Origin of the sequence: Achromobacter sp. SIMBA_011 (assembly GCF_046535435.1) — a bacterium.
GTDB classification, from domain to species: Bacteria; Pseudomonadota; Gammaproteobacteria; order Burkholderiales; family Burkholderiaceae_B; genus Achromobacter; species Achromobacter dolens.
The window spans coordinates 562,173-578,428 of the sequence record NZ_JAWRWN010000001.1; the positions used below are offsets into that span (position 1 = coordinate 562,173).

Annotated in this window: 19 protein-coding genes; 8 read left to right on the forward strand and 11 right to left on the reverse strand. The window is 68.5% G+C overall.

Annotated features, from left to right (window positions below; all coding sequences use genetic code 11):
* Window positions 1-16: 16 nt before the first annotated feature.
* On the forward strand, window positions 17-1,024 hold the full coding sequence (lipA, locus tag SB816_RS02660; RefSeq protein WP_054418514.1) for a lipoyl synthase: 1,008 nt from the start codon (window positions 17-19) through the stop codon (window positions 1,022-1,024).
* A 134-nt stretch (window positions 1,025-1,158) separates the two neighbouring features.
* On the opposite strand, the gene SB816_RS02665 is transcribed toward lipA, so the two are convergent.
* Window positions 1,159-1,722 carry a cob(I)yrinic acid a,c-diamide adenosyltransferase gene (locus SB816_RS02665; protein ID WP_054500315.1) on the reverse strand — a complete coding sequence of 188 codons (564 nt, stop codon included), beginning with the start codon at window positions 1,720-1,722 and terminating at the stop codon, window positions 1,159-1,161.
* A 143-nt stretch (window positions 1,723-1,865) separates the two neighbouring features.
* Between SB816_RS02665 and SB816_RS02670 the strand changes: the two genes are divergently transcribed.
* Complete coding sequence (locus tag SB816_RS02670; protein ID WP_054500316.1) at window positions 1,866-2,171, forward strand: copper-binding protein; 306 nt, start codon at window positions 1,866-1,868, stop codon at window positions 2,169-2,171.
* A gap of 155 nt (window positions 2,172-2,326) precedes the next feature.
* Here the strand turns inward: SB816_RS02670 and hslU are convergent, their stop codons facing one another.
* The 5 genes from hslU to SB816_RS02695 form a co-directional block, all read right to left on the reverse strand.
* The gene (gene hslU, locus SB816_RS02675) at window positions 2,327-3,661 is read right to left on the reverse strand and encodes an ATP-dependent protease ATPase subunit HslU (protein ID WP_049077084.1); all 1,335 of its coding nucleotides are present in this window, start codon (window positions 3,659-3,661) and stop codon (window positions 2,327-2,329) included.
* Window positions 3,662-3,733: 72 nt separating this feature from the next.
* Window positions 3,734-4,273, reverse strand: a complete 540-nt coding sequence (hslV, locus tag SB816_RS02680; protein WP_006391917.1) for an ATP-dependent protease subunit HslV — start codon at window positions 4,271-4,273, stop codon at window positions 3,734-3,736.
* Window positions 4,274-4,483: 210 nt separating this feature from the next.
* The gene (gene dksA / locus SB816_RS02685; RefSeq protein ID WP_006389752.1) at window positions 4,484-4,948 is read right to left on the reverse strand and encodes an RNA polymerase-binding protein DksA; all 465 of its coding nucleotides are present in this window, start codon (window positions 4,946-4,948) and stop codon (window positions 4,484-4,486) included.
* Between the two features lie 127 nt (window positions 4,949-5,075).
* Window positions 5,076-6,206: a CobW family GTP-binding protein gene (locus SB816_RS02690; protein ID WP_144656004.1), complete on the reverse strand. Its 1,131-nt coding sequence runs from the start codon at window positions 6,204-6,206 to the stop codon at window positions 5,076-5,078.
* 351 nt (window positions 6,207-6,557) lie between these two features.
* Window positions 6,558-7,061 (reverse strand): Fur family transcriptional regulator, encoded by a 504-nt coding sequence (locus tag SB816_RS02695; protein ID WP_054501175.1) that lies wholly within the window; start codon window positions 7,059-7,061, stop codon window positions 6,558-6,560.
* 148 nt (window positions 7,062-7,209) lie between these two features.
* On the opposite strand from SB816_RS02695, the gene SB816_RS02700 reads away from it, so the two are divergent.
* From SB816_RS02700 to SB816_RS02725, 6 genes are read left to right on the forward strand one after another with little or no spacing between them, the layout of a single operon-like run.
* A complete protein-coding gene (locus SB816_RS02700; protein ID WP_167517671.1) occupies window positions 7,210-7,380 on the forward strand; it encodes a hypothetical protein in 171 nt (56 codons plus the stop codon).
* On the forward strand, window positions 7,377-8,099 hold the full coding sequence (locus SB816_RS02705) for a metal ABC transporter ATP-binding protein (RefSeq protein WP_081273351.1): 723 nt from the start codon (window positions 7,377-7,379) through the stop codon (window positions 8,097-8,099). The genes SB816_RS02700 and SB816_RS02705 overlap by 4 nt, the downstream gene beginning before the upstream one ends.
* Window positions 8,096-8,962: a metal ABC transporter permease gene (locus tag SB816_RS02710; protein WP_144656002.1), complete on the forward strand. Its 867-nt coding sequence runs from the start codon at window positions 8,096-8,098 to the stop codon at window positions 8,960-8,962. The genes SB816_RS02705 and SB816_RS02710 overlap by 4 nt, the downstream gene beginning before the upstream one ends.
* 58 nt (window positions 8,963-9,020) lie before the next feature.
* Window positions 9,021-9,968 (forward strand): metal ABC transporter substrate-binding protein, encoded by a 948-nt coding sequence (locus SB816_RS02715; protein WP_167517688.1) that lies wholly within the window; start codon window positions 9,021-9,023, stop codon window positions 9,966-9,968.
* Window positions 9,929-10,612: a DUF1007 family protein gene (locus tag SB816_RS02720; protein WP_410546471.1), complete on the forward strand. Its 684-nt coding sequence runs from the start codon at window positions 9,929-9,931 to the stop codon at window positions 10,610-10,612. Before SB816_RS02715 ends, SB816_RS02720 begins: the two co-directional genes overlap by 40 nt.
* Window positions 10,603-11,706: a nickel/cobalt transporter gene (locus SB816_RS02725; RefSeq protein ID WP_410546472.1), complete on the forward strand. Its 1,104-nt coding sequence runs from the start codon at window positions 10,603-10,605 to the stop codon at window positions 11,704-11,706. The genes SB816_RS02720 and SB816_RS02725 overlap by 10 nt, the downstream gene beginning before the upstream one ends.
* A 13-nt stretch (window positions 11,707-11,719) precedes the next feature.
* Here SB816_RS02725 and xerC read toward each other — a convergent pair whose 3' ends face one another.
* The 5 genes from xerC to SB816_RS02750 are packed head-to-tail and all read right to left on the reverse strand — an operon-like array spanning window position 11,720 to window position 16,183.
* On the reverse strand, window positions 11,720-12,694 hold the full coding sequence (xerC, locus tag SB816_RS02730) for a tyrosine recombinase XerC (RefSeq protein ID WP_410546473.1): 975 nt from the start codon (window positions 12,692-12,694) through the stop codon (window positions 11,720-11,722).
* 34 nt (window positions 12,695-12,728) lie between these two features.
* Entirely contained in the window at window positions 12,729-13,406 is a 678-nt protein-coding gene (locus SB816_RS02735; RefSeq protein WP_116793399.1) for a DUF484 family protein, read from the reverse strand.
* 4 nt (window positions 13,407-13,410) lie between these two features.
* Window positions 13,411-14,322, reverse strand: a complete 912-nt coding sequence (gene dapF, locus SB816_RS02740) for a diaminopimelate epimerase (RefSeq protein ID WP_116793400.1) — start codon at window positions 14,320-14,322, stop codon at window positions 13,411-13,413.
* Between the two features lie 54 nt (window positions 14,323-14,376).
* Entirely contained in the window at window positions 14,377-15,267 is an 891-nt protein-coding gene (locus tag SB816_RS02745; RefSeq protein ID WP_054500327.1) for a lysophospholipid acyltransferase family protein, read from the reverse strand.
* A 49-nt stretch (window positions 15,268-15,316) separates the two neighbouring features.
* The gene (locus SB816_RS02750; protein ID WP_054500328.1) at window positions 15,317-16,183 is read right to left on the reverse strand and encodes a lysophospholipid acyltransferase family protein; all 867 of its coding nucleotides are present in this window, start codon (window positions 16,181-16,183) and stop codon (window positions 15,317-15,319) included.
* Between the last annotated feature and the right edge of the window lie 73 nt (window positions 16,184-16,256).

The window sequence follows — 16,256 nt, forward strand, 5'->3', positions numbered from 1 at the left end:
GTCGTGAAGGTGTTCCATGTCCACGCTTGCCGAGTCGTCTGTGCCCTCGAACGAAGCCGCCGCCGCGCCCGCGGAAACGGCGTACGATCCGACGCAGAAACAGAAATCCCAGGCCAAGACGGCGCGCATCCCGATCAAGATCATCCCGGCCGAACGCCTGAAGAAGCCGGAATGGATCCGCGTCAAGGCGGCCCAGCCGGGTTCGCGCTTCTACGACATCAAGCGCATCCTGCGCGAGCACAACCTGCACACGGTGTGCGAGGAAGCGTCCTGCCCGAACATCGGCGAGTGCTTCGGCAAGGGCACGGCCACGTTCATGATCATGGGCGACAAGTGCACCCGCCGCTGCCCGTTCTGTGATGTGGGCCATGGCCGCCCCGACCCGCTCGACACCAAGGAACCGGAAAACCTCGCGCGCACCATCGCCGCGATGAAGCTGTCGTATGTGGTGATCACTTCGGTCGACCGCGACGACCTGCGCGACGGCGGCGCCGGCCACTTCGTCGACTGCATCACCCACATCCGCGAACTGTCGCCCACCACCCGCATCGAGGTGCTGGTGCCGGACTTCCGCGGCCGCCTGGACCGCGCCCTGACCATCCTGAACGCCGGTCCCCCGGACGTCATGAACCACAACCTGGAAACCGTGCCGCGCCTGTACAAGCAGGCCCGCCCGGGTTCGGACTACATGCACTCGCTCAAGCTGCTGGCCGAGTTCAAGAAGCTGCATCCGAACGTGCCGACCAAGTCGGGCCTGATGCTCGGCCTGGGCGAGACCGACGAGGAAATCCTGCAGGTGATGCGCGACATGCGCGAGCACAACGTCGACATGCTCACCATCGGCCAGTACCTGCAGCCGTCGGAACACCACCTGCCGGTGCTGCGCTACGTGCATCCCGACACCTTCGCGATGTTCGAGCGCGAAGCCTATGCGATGGGCTTCTCGCATGCCGCGGTCGGCGCGATGGTGCGTTCGTCGTACCACGCCGATGAGCAGGCGCATGCGGCTGGCGTGCCCAACTAAGGCTCCTGCCGTCTCAACGCCAACAAGGAAAATGCCCCGCGAAGGGGCATTTTTCTTTTCAGCGCCGAGGCATCCTCAAGATGAAAGCGTCCCCTTGGAGGCAGCAAGCCGCAGGCGCGGCTGTGGGGCATCTCTCATTCCGTGGCCTGCCGCGACACGCGGCTGGTCCAGAACACGTCGGGCCGGCCCGCTTCGCGGTTCAGGTAGCGCGCCAGCACGAACATCAGGTCCGACAGCCGGTTCAGGTATTGCCGCACCGGCGCATTCACCGCCTCCTCGCGCGCCAGCGCCACCACGGCGCGTTCGGCGCGGCGACACGCGGTGCGCGCCAGATGGGCCTGCGCGGCCGCGCGCGAGCCGCCCGGGAGGATGAACTCGCGCAAGGGCGGCAGGGTCGCGTTGTAATGCGCCAGCCGCGCGTCCAGGTGCGCCACCTGGGCATCTTCCAGCGCGACATGGCCGGGAATGCACAATTCGGCGCCCATATCGAACAAATCGTGTTGGATCGTCAGCAGATCGGCGGCCACGTCGGCCGGCAGGGGCTCGGTCAGCAGCAGGCCGACGACGCTATTCAATTCGTCCACATCGCCCAGCGCGGCGATGCGGGCCGCGTCCTTGGGCACGCGCGACCCGTCCCCCAGTCCAGTGCTGCCGTCGTCGCCGGTGCGGGTAGCGATGACTGAAAGGCGGTTGGCCATGAGATGTCCTTTGCAAACAACCGTCAGGATTGTTGCGTTATTACGGGGAAACTATTGCACAAGGGCGGTATCCTAGCATTGTGGAAAGCGGGCGCGCGCGACAAGACCGGCGCGGCGCTTTCATGGCAATCGGAGGATAGAGCATGGCTTTCAACCGCAAATACACCACGCCCCTGGCCGTCGCCACCGCGATGGCCGTCGTGTCGCTGGCCACGCCGCTGGCGTTCGCGCAGCAGGCCGACGCCAGCGGCGAGGTGCGGCGCGTGGACCCGGGCGCGGGCAAGGTCACCATCAAGCACGACGCCATCAAGGCGCTTGACCTGCCGGCCATGACGCTGGTGTACGACGCCGATCCGGCGCTGCTGGCCAAGATCAAGGCCGGCGACAAGGTGCGTTTCACCGCCGAGCGCAAGGATGGCAAGTATGTGGTGACCGCGATCACCAACTGAACGCGCGCCGCGGGCGTCGATACGGCGCCCGCATGGCCACCGGCACCGCCGCAGCAGGTCCGGCGCGGACGCCGCCGTCCCGGAAAAAGGCCCGCCGCGATCGCTCGCGGCGGGCCTTCGTGTTCATGCCGCCGGCAGGAGCCGGGGCACGGGCCTTACAGCACGTAGCGGGCCAGGTCCTGGCTGCTGGCGGCTTCGGCCAACTGCGCGTTGACGTAGGCGGCGTCGATCTTCACCGTCTTGTTGCTGGAGGCGGTGGCGTCGAACGACAGTTCGTCCAGCAGCTTTTCCATCACGGTATAGAGGCGGCGGGCGCCGATGTTCTCGGTGGTCTCGTTGACCTCGTAGGCCAGCTCGGCCAGGCGGCGCACGCCTTCGTCGGTGAATTCCAGTTGCACGTCCTCGGTGGCCAGCAGCGCCGTGTATTGCTTGGTCAGCGAGGCGTCGGTGTCACCCAGGATGCGCACGAAGTCCTCGGCCGTCAGCGATTCCAGTTCGACGCGGATCGGGAAGCGGCCCTGCAGCTCGGGGATCAGGTCGGACGGGCGCGCCAGGTGGAAGGCGCCCGAGGCGATGAACAGGATATGGTCGGTGCGGACCATGCCGTAGCGCGTGTTGACGGTGGTGCCCTCGACCAGCGGCAGCAGGTCGCGCTGCACGCCCTGGCGCGAGACGTCGGCGCCGCCGCTTTCCTGGCGCGCCGCGATCTTGTCGATCTCGTCCAGGAACACGATGCCGTTCTGCTCGACGTTGTTGATGGCGACGGTGCGCAGGTCTTCCTCGTTGATGCGCTTGGCGGCTTCCTCGTCGACGATCAGCTTGAAGGCTTCGCGCACCTTCATCTTCTTGGACTTCTTCTTGTCGCGCGCCAGGCCGGCGAACATGCCGCGCAGTTGCTCGGCCATTTCCTCCATGCCGGGAGGCGTCATGACGTCCATCTGCGGCGCGGCCTGGGCCACTTCGATTTCGATCTCCAGATCGTCGATCTTGCCTTCGCGCAGGCGCTTGCGGAAGGTCTGGCGGGCGCTGTTGTCTTCACCGCGCTCGGGCTCGCCCGAGGCGCCGCGGGGCGGCGGCACCAGGGCGTCGAGGATGCGGTCCTCGGCGGCGTCCTCGGCCTGGGTGCGCACGCGGCGCATCTCCAGCTCGCGGGTCTGCTTGATGGAGTATTCGGTCAGGTCGCGGATGATGGTGTCGACGTCGCGGCCGACGTAGCCCACCTCCGTGAACTTGGTGGCCTCGATCTTGATGAACGGCGCGTTGGCCAGCTTGGCCAGGCGGCGCGCGATCTCGGTCTTGCCCACGCCGGTGGGGCCGATCATCAGGATGTTCTTGGGGTGGATCTCGTGGCGCAGCGGCTCGGCCACCTGCTGGCGGCGCCAGCGGTTGCGCAGGGCCACCGCCACCGCGCGCTTGGCGCGGTTCTGGCCGACGATGTACTTGTCGAGTTCGGAGACGATCTCTCCGGGCGTCATGTTGGAGGCGGACATGAGGGCGGATCCTTGAAGCGGGGCGATGCTGGGGGACGGGCCGCGGCGCCGGACTGGCGCCGCGAGGGCGCGTCAGTCGCCCAGCGTCTCGATGACGTGGTTCTGGTTGGTGTAGATGCAGAGGTCGCCGGCAATCTCGAGCGATTGCTTGACGATGGTCTCGGGCGCCAGGTCGGTGTTGCGCAGCAGCGCCAGGGCGGCGGACTGGGCATAGGCCCCGCCCGAGCCGATGGCGGCCAGGCCGTGCTCGGGCTCGAGCACGTCGCCGTTGCCGGTCAGCACCAGCGTGTGCTCGGCGTCAGCCACGATCAGCATGGCCTCGAGCCGGCGCAGGACGCGGTCGGTGCGCCAGTCGCGGGTCAGTTCGACCGCCGCGCGCATCAGGTTGCCCTGGTGCTTTTCGAGCTTGGCTTCGAAACGCTCCTGCAGCGTGAACGCGTCGGCGGTGGCGCCGGCGAAGCCGGCCAGGATCTTGTCGTGGTACAGGCGGCGGATCTTGCGCGCCGTGCCTTTGATGACGATGTTGCCCAGGGTGACCTGGCCATCGCCGCCCAGTGCGACGCGGTTGCCGCGACGCACGCACACGATGGTGGTGGCGTGAAATTGTTCCATGCGTTCCTTCCTTTGAAAGGACTAGCTGGGGGCGATGCGGACGAAATCAAGGCTTGCCGGCCAACGAAGAAACCACGGCCTCCCCCCCCGGCATCTTCGGCCATCAGCCTCCTCGGAGGCGTCGTCAGGTTGGGACGGCCCGGCAATGAAAAAAGGCCATGCCGGAAACCAGCATAGCCTTTCGATGTGGCGTTTGAATAACGGGACGGATCAGTCGCCGTACAGCTTCTGCCGCATTTCGCGCCGTTCCTGCGCTTCCAGCGACAGGGTGGCGGTGGGGCGTGCCAGCAGGCGCGGGATGCCGATGGGTTCGCCGGTTTCCTCGCACCAGCCGTACTCGCCGCTGTCGATGCGGGCGATGGACTGTTGCACCTTCTTGAGCAGCTTGCGTTCGCGATCGCGGGTGCGCAGCTCGAGAGCGTGTTCTTCCTCGATGGTGGCGCGGTCGGCGGGGTCGGGCACGAACTGCGTTTCACGCAGGTGCTCGGTGGTCTCGCCGGCGTTGGCCAGGATGTCCTGTTCGAGTTGTTTGAGCCGTTCCTTGAAGAACGCCAGTTGGCGTTCGTTCATGTAGTCGGACTCGGGCATGGCCAGCAATTCCTTCTCGCTGGGCAGATCAATCGCCGTATCGCTCGTCGACTTGCTTGATTTTTTGGTTGCTGCCTTGGTAGCCATGAAAACACTCCACTATGAATCGATCCTGGCGCGGGCTTGTCTTCCCGGTCCGTGTGCTTGCTGCCTACGCTATTCGTACCTCACAGTACTGCCTTCGTCGCACCGCGTCACGTATCCAAAAAGGGGATCACCCCGCCAGGCACTGCTCCAAGCCCCGGGTGAAAATCTCCTGGGGCAGCTTGCGGCCGATGAAGACCATCTTGGTGGACGGCTTTTCGGCCGCGGTCCACGGTTTGCCGGGTTCGGCGCCCATCATCATGTGCACACCCTGGAACAACATGCGGCGGTTGATGCCCTTCATGTACAGGATGCCCTTGTAGCGCAGCAGATCGGGACCATAGACCTGCACCACGCCCCCCAGGAATTCCTCCAGCCGGGCGGGATCGAACGGCTTGTTCGAGCGGAACACGAAGGCGCCGATCTCGTCGTCGTGCTTGGGGTGGTGATGATGCGCGTGATTGCAGTGCGCCCCGCATTCGCCCTCGTGGTCATGGTCGTGGTCGTGACCGTGATGGTCATGGCCGTGGTCATGATCGTGGCCGTGCCCGTGGGCATGGCTGTGGGCGGCGTCGGGATGCTCATCGGCCAGGAAGTCCGGGTCGATGTCCAGGATGGAATTCAGGTTGAAGCCGCTGATATCGATGATCGACTTCAGGTCGGCGTCGCCGAAGTTGACCGGCGTGATGGGCGCGCGCGGATTCATCCGCAGCAGGCGGTTGCGCAGCGCTTCGTAGTCGACGTCGTTGACCAGGTCCTTCTTGGAGATCAGGATGCGGTCCGCGAAGCCGACCTGCTTCTGGGCTTCGGGTTGTTCGTCCAGCGTCGCCATGCCGTGCTTGGCGTCGACCACCGTGACCACCGCGTCCAGGCGGTAGTACTCGGCGATGTCGTCGTCCATGAAGAACGTCTGGCACACCGGGCCGGGGTTGGCCATGCCGGTGGTTTCCAGGATGACGCGTTCGAAATTCAAGGTGCCGGCCTCGCGCTTGGCGCGCAGGTCGGACAGCGTGCGCATCAGGTCGCCACGCACCGTGCAGCAGACGCAACCGTTGGACAGCTCGATAATTTCCTCGTCGCTGTCCTGCACCAGCAGGTCGTTGTCGATGCTTTCGGGTCCGAATTCGTTTTCGATCACGGCGACGCGGCGGCCGTGGAATTCGGTCAGGATGCGTTTGAGCAGGGTGGTCTTGCCCGCACCGAGAAAGCCGGTGAGGATGGTGACGGGAACCATTTTGTCCAAACTGCGCGGGGTGTTCATGGCGAAGCTGCTTGCGTGAAGTAAAGGCGGTTAGACACGGCGGTCAAGCGCGGGATGCTGGCGGACGGCAGCGGGTGCCGATTGCCTGCCTGACATCGCTCGACCGATGTTACTGCCACAGGCTGCGAGGGCCGCCGATTGCGGCCGGACGCAGGATTACAGCACAGTCGGGGGCAGGGGGCAAACCCCGGGCCAACCCGGGGGCCGTAGCCGCCCAGATCGCGGCTGTACGCCGTCAAGTATCGGGCGATATCGCTATTTTGGGGCGATTTTCCGGATTTCAAGGGTCCGGATGAGGGCGGGTGGAGGGCGGCCGGGCAGGGCCCGCTCCGACGGGCCGAGCCGCGCGTCTCAATGATGATGGTGGTGATGCCCGGCGTCGGCCGGTTGCTGCTTCTGGCACTGCGGGCAGAGGGCCCGGATCTCGGTCTCGTGGGTGGCCAGCACGTAGCCCGTCTGGGCGACGCGCTCGGCCAGTTGGCGGCTCATGGCGGGGTCGGACACTTCGGCCACCGCGCCGCAGCCAGTACAGACCACCAGCAGGTCATGGGGCGCGCCGCCGACGTCGTGGCAGGCGCTCCAGGCGTTGACCGCGTCCAGGCGGTGGATCAGGCCTTCGTCCATCAGGAAGTCCAGCGCACGGTACACCGTGGGAGGCGCGGCGCCCGGATGCACTTCGCGCATCGCCTCGAGCAGCTCGTAGGCCTTGAGGCTGCGGCCATGGCGCAGCAGCAGTTCCAGCACCTTGCGGCGGATGGGGGTCAGGCGGCTGCCGCGTTGTTCGCACAGCGCCTCGGCGACGCTAAGTTGGGCGCCTACGGTGTCACTGCGAGGGGAACGGGGCGGAGCGGGCATGGCGGGCTTCATCTGAATAGGGAACGCGCGCGACGCGCGCGAGATGCCTGGAAGGTAGCAGAAAACATCCAGGTGCGGGCAAAAGCCGTCGATTCAAGCCGATTTAGATATGATATAACATAATGCTGTTTTACCGTTTGCCGCCGTCATGTCCCATTTTTCGCTCCTGCCTCCGCGGCCCGGCGCCGCGCCGCGGCTCCGCGCGTCGTTCCGTTCCGCCTTCCTCGTATCCGCCTGGCGCCGGATGGCCTTCGCCCTGGTGGCGGTCGCCGCGCTGTGGGCGCTGACCGGCTGGGCGCTGGACTGGTGGCCGCGGTGAGCGCCGCCCCGGTCGCCATCGAGCTGCACAACGCCTCCTTCGGGTGGCACGGGCACGCGGCGCTGCGCGGCGTCTCGGGCCGCTTCGAGCCGGGCGCCATGACCGCCGTGATCGGGCCCAATGGCGCGGGCAAATCGACCCTGGTCAAGGGCATCATGGGCGTACTGCGGCCGATGTCGGGCCGCGTCAGCATCGGCGGCGCCGGCCGCGCCGAGCTGGCCTGGCTGCCGCAGGCCGCCGAACTGGACCGCGCCTTTCCCGTGACGGTGCTCGACCTGGTGGCCCTGGGCGCCTGGCGCCGGGTTGGCGGGTGGCGGCGCTACGGTGGTGACGAACTCGACCGTTGCATGCAGGCGCTGGAAACCGTGGGCCTGGCGGACATGGCCGGCCGCGGCGTGGATACGCTGTCGGGCGGCCAGATGCAGCGTACCCTGTTCGCCCGCATGCTGGTGCAGGACGCGCCGGTGCTGCTGCTGGACGAACCGTTCACCGCCGTCGACAGCCATACCGCGGACGACCTGATGGCGTTGCTGTGCGGCCTGCACGGCCAGGGCCGCTCGGTGATCGCGGTGCTGCACGACATGGACATGGTGCGCGAGCACTTCCCGCAGTGCCTGCTGCTGTCGGGATCCGTGGTGGCCTGGGGCGACACGCAGTCGGTCCTGACCGACGCCCACCTGAAGACGGCGCGTCAATGGCACGCGAGGGCCTACGCATGAGCGCGTCGCAGTGGGTCGTGTCGCCCTTCATCGATTACGGCTTCATGCGGCGCGCGCTGGCCGGCGCGTGCTCGCTGTCGCTCGGCGCGGCGCCGCTGGGCGTGTTCCTGGTGCTGCGGCGTATGAGCCTGATGGGCGATGCCATGTCGCACGCCATCCTGCCGGGCGTGGCGGCCGGCTTTCTGCTGTCGGGCCTGTCGCTGTGGGCCATGATGCTGGGCGGCATCGCCACCGGCCTGGTGGTGGCCCTGCTGGCCGGACTGGTGGCGCGCCTGACGCCGCTGCGCGAGGACGCCAGCTTCGCCGCCTTCTACCTGATCTCGCTGGGGCTGGGGGTGTTGCTGGTATCGCTGCGCGGCTCGAACATGGACCTGCTGCACGTGCTGTTCGGCACGGTGCTCGGGCTGGACGACGCGTCGTTGCTGCTGGTCTCCATCACGGCCAGCGTTTCGCTGCTGGCGCTGGCCGCGCTCTACCGCCTGCTGGTGGCGGAGTGCCTGGATCCGGCTTTCCTGCGCGCCAGCGGCGGCCGCGGCGGCTGGGTCCACATGATCTTCCTGGTGCTGGTGGTGGTGAACCTGGTGGCCGGCTTCCAGGTGCTGGGCACCTTGATGGTGGTCGGCATCATGATGCTGCCGGCCGCCGCGGCCCGCTTCTGGTTGCGGTCCGCCGCCGGCCAATTGCCGCTGGCCGCCGGCATCGGCGTGGCCGCCTCGGTCGCCGGCCTGCTGGTGTCCTACCACTTCAATGTGCCGGCCTCGCCCGCCATCATCCTGGCCGCCGGCGTCTGTTACCTGTTTTCCATCGTCTGCGGTCCGCATGGCGGGCTGCTGCGGGCGCCGCGCGTTTCGCGCCGGGCCTGAACCCTCAAGGAGATTCACCATGCCTTCCCTCTTCCCGGCGCTGGCGCGCCGCCGTGTCATGCTGGCCGCGGCCGGCCTGTGGCTGTCCGCCGCTTTCGGCTCGGCGCACGCGGCCGAGCCGTTGCCGGTCGTTGCCAGCTTTTCGATCCTGGGCGACATCGTGCAGGAAGTCGGCGGCGCCGACGTTCAGGTGAGCACGCTGGTGGGCCCGGACGGCGATGCCCACGAATACGAACCCACGCCCGCCGACGCCAAGAAGCTGGCGGCCGCCAAGGTGCTGTTCGTCAACGGCCTGGACTTCGAGGCCTGGCTGCCGCGCCTGGTCAAGGCCTCCGGCTTCGCCGGGCCGACCGTGGTCGCGTCAAAGGGCGTGACGCCGCGCAAGTTCGCCGGCCATGGCGACGGGCACGGTGACCAGCATGGCGACAAGGACCACGATCATGGCCATGCCCACGACGGGGGCGGCCATCACCACCACGACGCCGATCCGCATGCCTGGCAGAACCTGGCCAACGGCGTCATCTACGCGCGCAACGTGGCCGACGGCCTGGCGGCCGCCGACCCGGCCCGTGCCGACGCCTATCGCAAGCGCGCCGACGCCTATATCGCCCGCGTGCAGGCGGCGGACGCGGCCGTGCGCAAGACCTTCGCGGCGATTCCGCAGGAGCGCCGCAAGGTGGTCACTTCGCATGACGCCTTCGGTTATTTCGGCGATGCCTATGGCGTGAGCTTCATCGCGGCGATGGGCGTCTCGACCGAGGCCGAGCCCTCCGCGGGCGACGTGGCCCGCATCATCGAGCAGGTCAAGCGCGAGAAGGTCCCGGCGGTGTTCATCGAGAACATCACCAGCCCGCGGCTGGTGCAGCAGATCGCGCGCGAAACGGGCGCGAAGGTGGGTGGTACGCTGTATTCCGACGCCCTGTCCAAGCCCGGGCAGCCTGGCGCCACCTACCTGGAAATGTTTGAATGGAACGTTCGTCAACTCGCCGCGGCCTTGCAGCCCTGATCGCAGTGGCGGGAGCGCTGGCGGCCAACGCCGCCGCCGCGCACCCGCATATGTGGATCGACGCCCGCGCCGTCATCGACCTGGACGAGCAGCATCGCGTGACGGCGGTGCGGCAGGTCTGGCTGTTCGACGAGATGTTTGGCGCCTATGCCACGCAAGGTCTCAAGAAGGGCAAGGGCGGGGCCTTGCCCGAGGACACCCTGAAAGGCATGGCGCAGGATTGGATGAAGGCGCTGGGCGAACCGGTGTCGCATTACTTCACGCGGGTCACCGTGGCGGGCAAGAGCGCGGTGTTCGCCGCGCCGCGCGACGCGCGCGTGACCTGGAACGCCAAGACCGGCCGGCTGTCACTGGCGTTTACGCTGCCGCTGGCCGAGCCCGCCGCGCTGGACGCCGCGGGCGCGCAGGTGGACATCTACGACCCGACCTACTTCGTGGCCTACGCCTTCGACGACAAGGGGGCGGTCGCGCTGGGCGGACCCGGCGCGGCGGCGTGCAAGCAGGCTTACCGCAAGCCCAAGGAACTGGATTGGAACACCATGCAGCAACTGGCCGCGATCCCGGCCGATCCGGACGCGCTGCCGGAAGAGCTTTTCGCCATCACCAAGGGCCTGACGCATCGCATCGAGGTGCAATGCTCGTAGGGCGGCGTCCCGCGGCCGCGCTGGCGTGGCTGGTGGCGCTGGCCGCGATGGCATGGGCCGGCCTGGCCGACGCGCAGGGCGCGCATCCTTTCGGCGTGCCGGAGAGCGGCGCCGGCCTCGCCGGTCCGGGCTGGCTGGCGGGTTTCTTCGGCCAGGTCTCGGTGTGGCAGACCCATTTCTACCGGCAGTTGACGGCGGCCGTGCGCGCCTGGCAGGCCGATGGCGGCGGGTGGCTGCTGATCGGGCTGTCGTTCGCCTACGGCGTGTTCCATGCGCTCGGCCCGGGCCATGGCAAGGCGGTGATTTCCTCCTATGTGCTGGCCAACCGCCAGACCGCGCGCAACGGCGCGCTGCTGGCGTTGGTGTCGTCGCTGGTGCAGGCGCTGGTGGCGATCGCCATGGTGGCGGTGCTGGCGCTGGTGTTCAACGCCACGGCCGCGGCGATGAACCAGGCCACGCGCTGGCTGGAGCTGGCCTCGTATGGGCTGGTGACCCTGCTGGGCGCGTGGCTGGTCTGGGTCAAGGCGATCCGGCCGTTGTTGCGGCGGCGTCCGGCCCGCGTGGCCGCGGTGGCCGCGTCGCCCGCCGCGGCGGCGCCGGCCCTGAAGGGGGCCGCGGCCTTGCGCGCCATTGCGATCCAGGCGCCGGCGCCGATTTCTCGGGGCGGGGTCCATGGCGACGCGCATGTTCATCCGCATGACCATCACGACGATTGCGGCTGCGGCCATGCCCATGTGCCGCCGCCAGAGCAGGTGACGGGGCCGTTGAACTGGCGCCGCGCCTGGTCGGCGATCTTCGCGGTGGGCTTGCGGCCCTGCAGCGGCGCGCTGATCGTGCTGGTGTTCGCGCTGTCTCAGGGATTCTTTCTCGCCGGGGTGGCTTCGGCCCTGGCGATGGGCCTGGGCACGGGCCTGACGGTGGCGGCGCTGGCCTGCCTGGCGGTCGCGGCCGGCGGCGCGGCCAATGCGCTGGGCGCGCGCCTGTCGGGCGTCGCGGCGGCGCGCTTGCGTTACGGGGTGGAAGCCTTGGCGGCGCTGGCGGTGCTGGCGCTGGGCGTGCTGCTGTTGGGCGGCATGCTGGCCGGCGGCGGCTGAAGCGCCGCCGCGTTCAGGATTTGCGGCCCGCGCGCGGATGGGCCTGGTCGTAGGCTCGCGCCAGGTGTTGGAAGTCCAGCCGGGTATAGATCTGGGTGGTCGAGATGTTGGCGTGGCCCAGCATTTCCTGCACGGCGCGCAGGTCCTGCGCCGATTGCAGCACGTGGCTGGCGAAGCTGTGGCGCAGCACGTGCGGGTGCACGTGGGTCGGCAGACCGGCGGCCTGCGCGATCCGGGCAAGTTGCAGTTGCACCACGCGCGGCGAAATACGCCGGCCACGGGCGCCAAGGAACAGCGCGGCGGCATCGTCGGCGGATGCGGCCGGCGGCGCCAACTGCCCGCGTACGTCGATCCAGCGCCGCAGCGCCGCCAGTGCGGCCTGGCCCACCGGCACCGAGCGGCGCTTGCCGCCCTTGCCCAGCACGATCACCTCGGCCTCTTCCAGGCTGAGCCAGCCGCGCGATTCATGGTCGGGCGAGCGCGTGTAGCGCAGGTCCAGTCCGACCAGCTCCGACAGGCGCAGGCCGCTGGAATACAGCAGCTCGAACATGGCCTGGTCGCGCAGGTCGGCCGGCTCGGTGGCCACCTTGGCCGGAGCGCGGTCGAGCAAGGCCTGGGTCTGTTCCACCGACAGGGCCTTGGGCAGGCCGCGCGGCGCCTTGGGCGCGCGCACGCCAGCCACCGGGTTGCCGGCCAGGCCGATCGCTGGGGCCCACCATTGATAGAAGCCGCGCCAGGCCGCCAGCGTGCGCGCCAGGCTGCGCGGGCCGCGGCCCTGCGCATGCAGCCGGGCAACGAACTGGCGGATATGGCCATTGCCGAGCTTGTCGAGCGGCAGCTTGGCGCGTTCGGCCAGTTCGATCAGGAAACGCAGCTCGCGCCGGTAGCCGTCCAGCGTGTGGGGCGAATAGCGGCGATTGCTTTCCAGATGGCGCAGCCAGGCGGCCATCGGATCGGGCAGGGGGGCGTCCGGCGCTTGCGTTGGCATGGCGAGTTCCGGGGCCCCTGCCGTCATGGTCGGCTCAGGCCTTGGGCGCGGCCGGGTTCAACCGGTGCAGCGCGGCCGAGGCCAACTGGCCGATGGATTCGAGGAACGCGGTGCCCATCTCGGGCGTGAAGCGTTCGGGGTCGTCGGAACCCAGCACCAGCAGGCCGACGCTGGCGCCGTCGGCTTCCAGGCGTAGCGGCACCAGCGCCAGCGACTTGGGCTTGGCGTCCAGCCAGGCGACCGCCTCGAAGGCCGTGTCGGTGCCGCAATAAGGCGTCTTCAGACTGTCGGTGAAGGTGCGCACGTCCTGGCTGACGGGTTCGCCGTAGCCGGTGTCGGGCAGTTCCGGCAGGTTCCACAGGCGCAACGCCACGTGGTTCAGGTCGAATTGTTCGGCCAGGCCGAGGGCGATCTCGCCAGGCACCAATTGCGGATCCGGTTCGGACAGCAGGCGGCAGCACCACTTGGAGATGTGGCCGCCGATGGTTTCGTTGGCGGTGGCGTTGCGCACCAGCTCGTTCAGGCGCCATTCGAGTTCGCGATTGCGTTCGCGCAGCGTGAGGATCTGGCGCTCGCCCAGCGAGATGGCGCGCGAGCCGTGCGGATGCGGCACCTGCAGCGTGGCGAAGACGTCGGCGTGCTGGTCGAAGAAGCCGGGGTGTTCCTGCAGGAAGGCGGCGATGTCCTGGGCGGTGAAAGCGGTATCGGTCATGGGGTTATCGGTTCAGCGCCATGGAGAAGACGAGCTTGTCGATATCGACCTGGCCCGTGAAGACGGATTCGGCCGGGCCGGTCATGCGCAACTGATCGCCATTCCAGGCGATGGTCAGCACGCCGCCGCGCGTCTGCACGCGCACCGGGGAATCGAGCAGGCCGCGTCGGATGCCGGCCGCCACGGCGGCGCAGGCGCCGGTGCCGCAGGCCAGCGTCTCGCCGGCGCCGCGTTCGTGCACGCGCAGGCGAATGTTGTGGCGATCGACGATCTGCATGAAGCCGGCGTTGACGCGGCGGGCGAAGCGCGGGTGGTTTTCGATCAGCGGACCGACGAGGGCGACGGGCGCGGTGTCGACGTCGTCCACCACCTGCACGGCGTGCGGGTTGGAGATGGCCACGGCCGACAGGGCCACGCTGCGCGGCAGGCCGGCGGGCACGTCGAGTTCCAGCTCCCACAGGGTATCCTGGCCTTCGGTGCGGGAGGCGAGCCCGGAGGTGTCGAACGGCAAGGCGGCCGGGTCGAAGCGGGTGCTGCCCATGTCGACCGTGACCTGCTCGTCGTCACCCTCGTCCAGCACCAGGATGCCGGTGGCGATCTCTGCGCGCAGCGGGTTGCGGTCGGACAGGCCCTGTTCGTGCACGAAGCGCACGAAGCAGCGGGCGCCGTTGCCGCAGTGTTCGACTTCGCTGCCGTCGGAGTTGAAGATGCGGTAGCGGAAGTCGGCGTCGGGCCGGGTGGCGCGTTCGACCAGCAGGATCTGGTCGGCGCCGATGCCGAAGTGGCGATCGCCCAGCGCGCGGGCGCGCTCGGGCGTCATCTCGATGGCCTGGCGGACCCCGTCCAGGACGACGAAATCGTTGCCCGCGCCATGCATTTTGGTGAAGTTCCAGTTCATGGGGGGATTATCGCCCATTCTGGCCGGGGAAACCGCCTTGGCGCGGCCCCGGGGGGAGATCCTGGATGCGCGTCAGTAGATCTTGGGTTCGCCCGGCGGCCGGGTCTTGAAGCGGCGGTGCACCCAGTAGTATTGGCTGGGGCAGCGGCGCACCCAGGCTTCCAGTTCGCGGTTCAGGCGCGCGGTGGCCTCTTCCAGCGAGTCGTCGCCGGGGAAATTCTCCAGCGGCGGCAGGACTTCCGCGTGATAGCGCCCGGTTTCCGGGTTCCAGAAGTCCAGGATCGGCAATACCGCCGCGTCCCATTTCTTGGCCAGTTGCGCGGTGGCCAGCAGCGTCGCCGCCTGCACGCCGAAAAACGGCGCGAACACCGCGCCCTGGCGGCCGAAGTCCATGTCGGGCAGGTAGTACACCGGCCGCGGCGCGCGCAGGTGGCGGATCAGTTCACGCACGCCATCCTTGCGGCTGACCAGGAACACCTCGTTGAAGCGGGCGCGTCCGGCGGCCACCACCGCGTCGATGTGCGGGTCGCTCTGCGGCGTGTACATGGTGGCCGCGCTCGGCACTTCCATGGTGAGGCGGGTGGCGGCCGCGTCCAGGCCGATGAAGTGCGGCGCCAGCAGGATCACTGCTCGGCCCTGCGCGGTCAGTTCATTGATGCGCTCGGCGCCGCTCTGCGTGACCATGTCCTTGATGGCTTCGGGCGTGCCGTACCACAGCACGCCCCGGTCGACGATGGATTGCGCCAGCGCCCGGAAGTGTTCGCGCACCCAGCGCTCGCGCACTTGCTCGGGTTGCTCGGGAAAGCACAGTTCGAGATTGCGGCGCACGATGCGGGTGCGCGATTTGGCCAGGCGCATGGCCAGCCAGCCGAGCGCGGCGCCGATGCGTAGCCGCGTGGATGGCCGCATGCGGCCGAACCATTTCAGCAGATTGACCAGCGTGCGCGTTTTGGATTCTTTCATGGACAGGTAGGAGCTTTGGACCAGGGCGGCGCAGGGGCGGGCGTCGGCTTCATTGGGGCGCGGGGGCCGCGTCGTCAACGGGGGCGGGCGGGGCGCCGCGCGGGGTCTTGTAGCGGTTGTAGCTCCAGAGATACTGCTGCGGGCAGCGGCGGATCAGGGTTTCCATGGCGGCGTTGAGCAGCGCGGCCTGGGCCTGGGGGTCGGTCGGCAGCGGCTCGGGCACCCGCACATAATGGATGCGCCAGCCGCGGCCGCCCGGCAGTCGTTCGCCGGCGGTGAGGATGATGGGGACGCCGGTCTGGGTGGCCAGCTTGCCGGGCAGGGTCATGGTGTAGGCCATGCGTCCGAAAAATGGCGCCCACACGCCATCGCCGACGCCCGGGGCCTGGTCGGGGAGCATGCCGACCGACTCGCCGCGCCGCAGGGCCCGCACGAATTCCCGCACGCCCTGCATGGTGGCCGGCACGGCGTTGACCGCGGACCCGTTGCGCGCGGTTTCCAGCAGCGGCGCCAGGATGTCCTTGCGCGGCGGACGGAACATCACCGTCATGGGCATCAGGCGCGCCAGGTAGCGGGCGGTGATCTCGAAACAGCCCAGGTGGGGGGTCAGGAACAGGATGCCGCGGTTTTCGGCGCGGGCCGCGTCCACCACGGCGTTGTCGTCGGACACGACCTTGGCCAGGCTTTGTTCATTGCGGAACCAGACCCGCGGCATTTCCAGGATCATGGCGCCGGCCTCGCCGGCCGCGCGCCGGGCGAAGGCCGCGTCGGGGTAGCCGGCCTGCGTCGCGTTGGCGCGCAGGCGGCGCCGGTACTTGCCGGGAAACGCATACGCGATGCGCCCGAGCAGACGCCCCAGCGCGTGCGCGGCGGGCAAGGGCAGGGAAGCGAACAGGCGAAACAGGACGAGCAGCATGCGGCAAATGAGTGATTACGGGCATGGTGGTGCCGGTACTCGGGTGAAAGACCCCACCCGCGGCACAAGCATA

What these genes read in the sequence shown, in the direction of transcription:
- hslU (WP_049077084.1), bottom strand. Translation starts at nt 3,661, where the DNA reads ATGTCCGCCTCCAACATGACGCCCGGAGAGATCGTCTCCGAACTCGAC.
- SB816_RS02665 (WP_054500315.1), bottom strand. Translation starts at nt 1,722, where the DNA reads ATGGCCAACCGCCTTTCAGTCATCGCTACCCGCACCGGCGACGACGGC.
- lipA (WP_054418514.1), top strand. Translation starts at nt 17, where the DNA reads ATGTCCACGCTTGCCGAGTCGTCTGTGCCCTCGAACGAAGCCGCCGCC.
- SB816_RS02725 (WP_410546472.1), top strand. Translation starts at nt 10,603, where the DNA reads ATGCTCGTAGGGCGGCGTCCCGCGGCCGCGCTGGCGTGGCTGGTGGCG.
- dksA (WP_006389752.1), bottom strand. Translation starts at nt 4,948, where the DNA reads ATGGCTACCAAGGCAGCAACCAAAAAATCAAGCAAGTCGACGAGCGAT.
- SB816_RS02690 (WP_144656004.1), bottom strand. Translation starts at nt 6,206, where the DNA reads ATGAACACCCCGCGCAGTTTGGACAAAATGGTTCCCGTCACCATCCTC.
- SB816_RS02735 (WP_116793399.1), bottom strand. Translation starts at nt 13,406, where the DNA reads ATGACCGATACCGCTTTCACCGCCCAGGACATCGCCGCCTTCCTGCAG.
- SB816_RS02695 (WP_054501175.1), bottom strand. Translation starts at nt 7,061, where the DNA reads ATGCCCGCTCCGCCCCGTTCCCCTCGCAGTGACACCGTAGGCGCCCAA.
- SB816_RS02720 (WP_410546471.1), top strand. Translation starts at nt 9,929, where the DNA reads ATGGAACGTTCGTCAACTCGCCGCGGCCTTGCAGCCCTGATCGCAGTG.
- SB816_RS02715 (WP_167517688.1), top strand. Translation starts at nt 9,021, where the DNA reads ATGCTGGCCGCGGCCGGCCTGTGGCTGTCCGCCGCTTTCGGCTCGGCG.
- SB816_RS02670 (WP_054500316.1), top strand. Translation starts at nt 1,866, where the DNA reads ATGGCTTTCAACCGCAAATACACCACGCCCCTGGCCGTCGCCACCGCG.
- dapF (WP_116793400.1), bottom strand. Translation starts at nt 14,322, where the DNA reads ATGGGCGATAATCCCCCCATGAACTGGAACTTCACCAAAATGCATGGC.
- SB816_RS02745 (WP_054500327.1), bottom strand. Translation starts at nt 15,267, where the DNA reads ATGAAAGAATCCAAAACGCGCACGCTGGTCAATCTGCTGAAATGGTTC.
- SB816_RS02750 (WP_054500328.1), bottom strand. Translation starts at nt 16,183, where the DNA reads ATGCTGCTCGTCCTGTTTCGCCTGTTCGCTTCCCTGCCCTTGCCCGCC.
- SB816_RS02700 (WP_167517671.1), top strand. Translation starts at nt 7,210, where the DNA reads ATGTCCCATTTTTCGCTCCTGCCTCCGCGGCCCGGCGCCGCGCCGCGG.
- hslV (WP_006391917.1), bottom strand. Translation starts at nt 4,273, where the DNA reads ATGGAACAATTTCACGCCACCACCATCGTGTGCGTGCGTCGCGGCAAC.
- xerC (WP_410546473.1), bottom strand. Translation starts at nt 12,694, where the DNA reads ATGCCAACGCAAGCGCCGGACGCCCCCCTGCCCGATCCGATGGCCGCC.
- SB816_RS02710 (WP_144656002.1), top strand. Translation starts at nt 8,096, where the DNA reads ATGAGCGCGTCGCAGTGGGTCGTGTCGCCCTTCATCGATTACGGCTTC.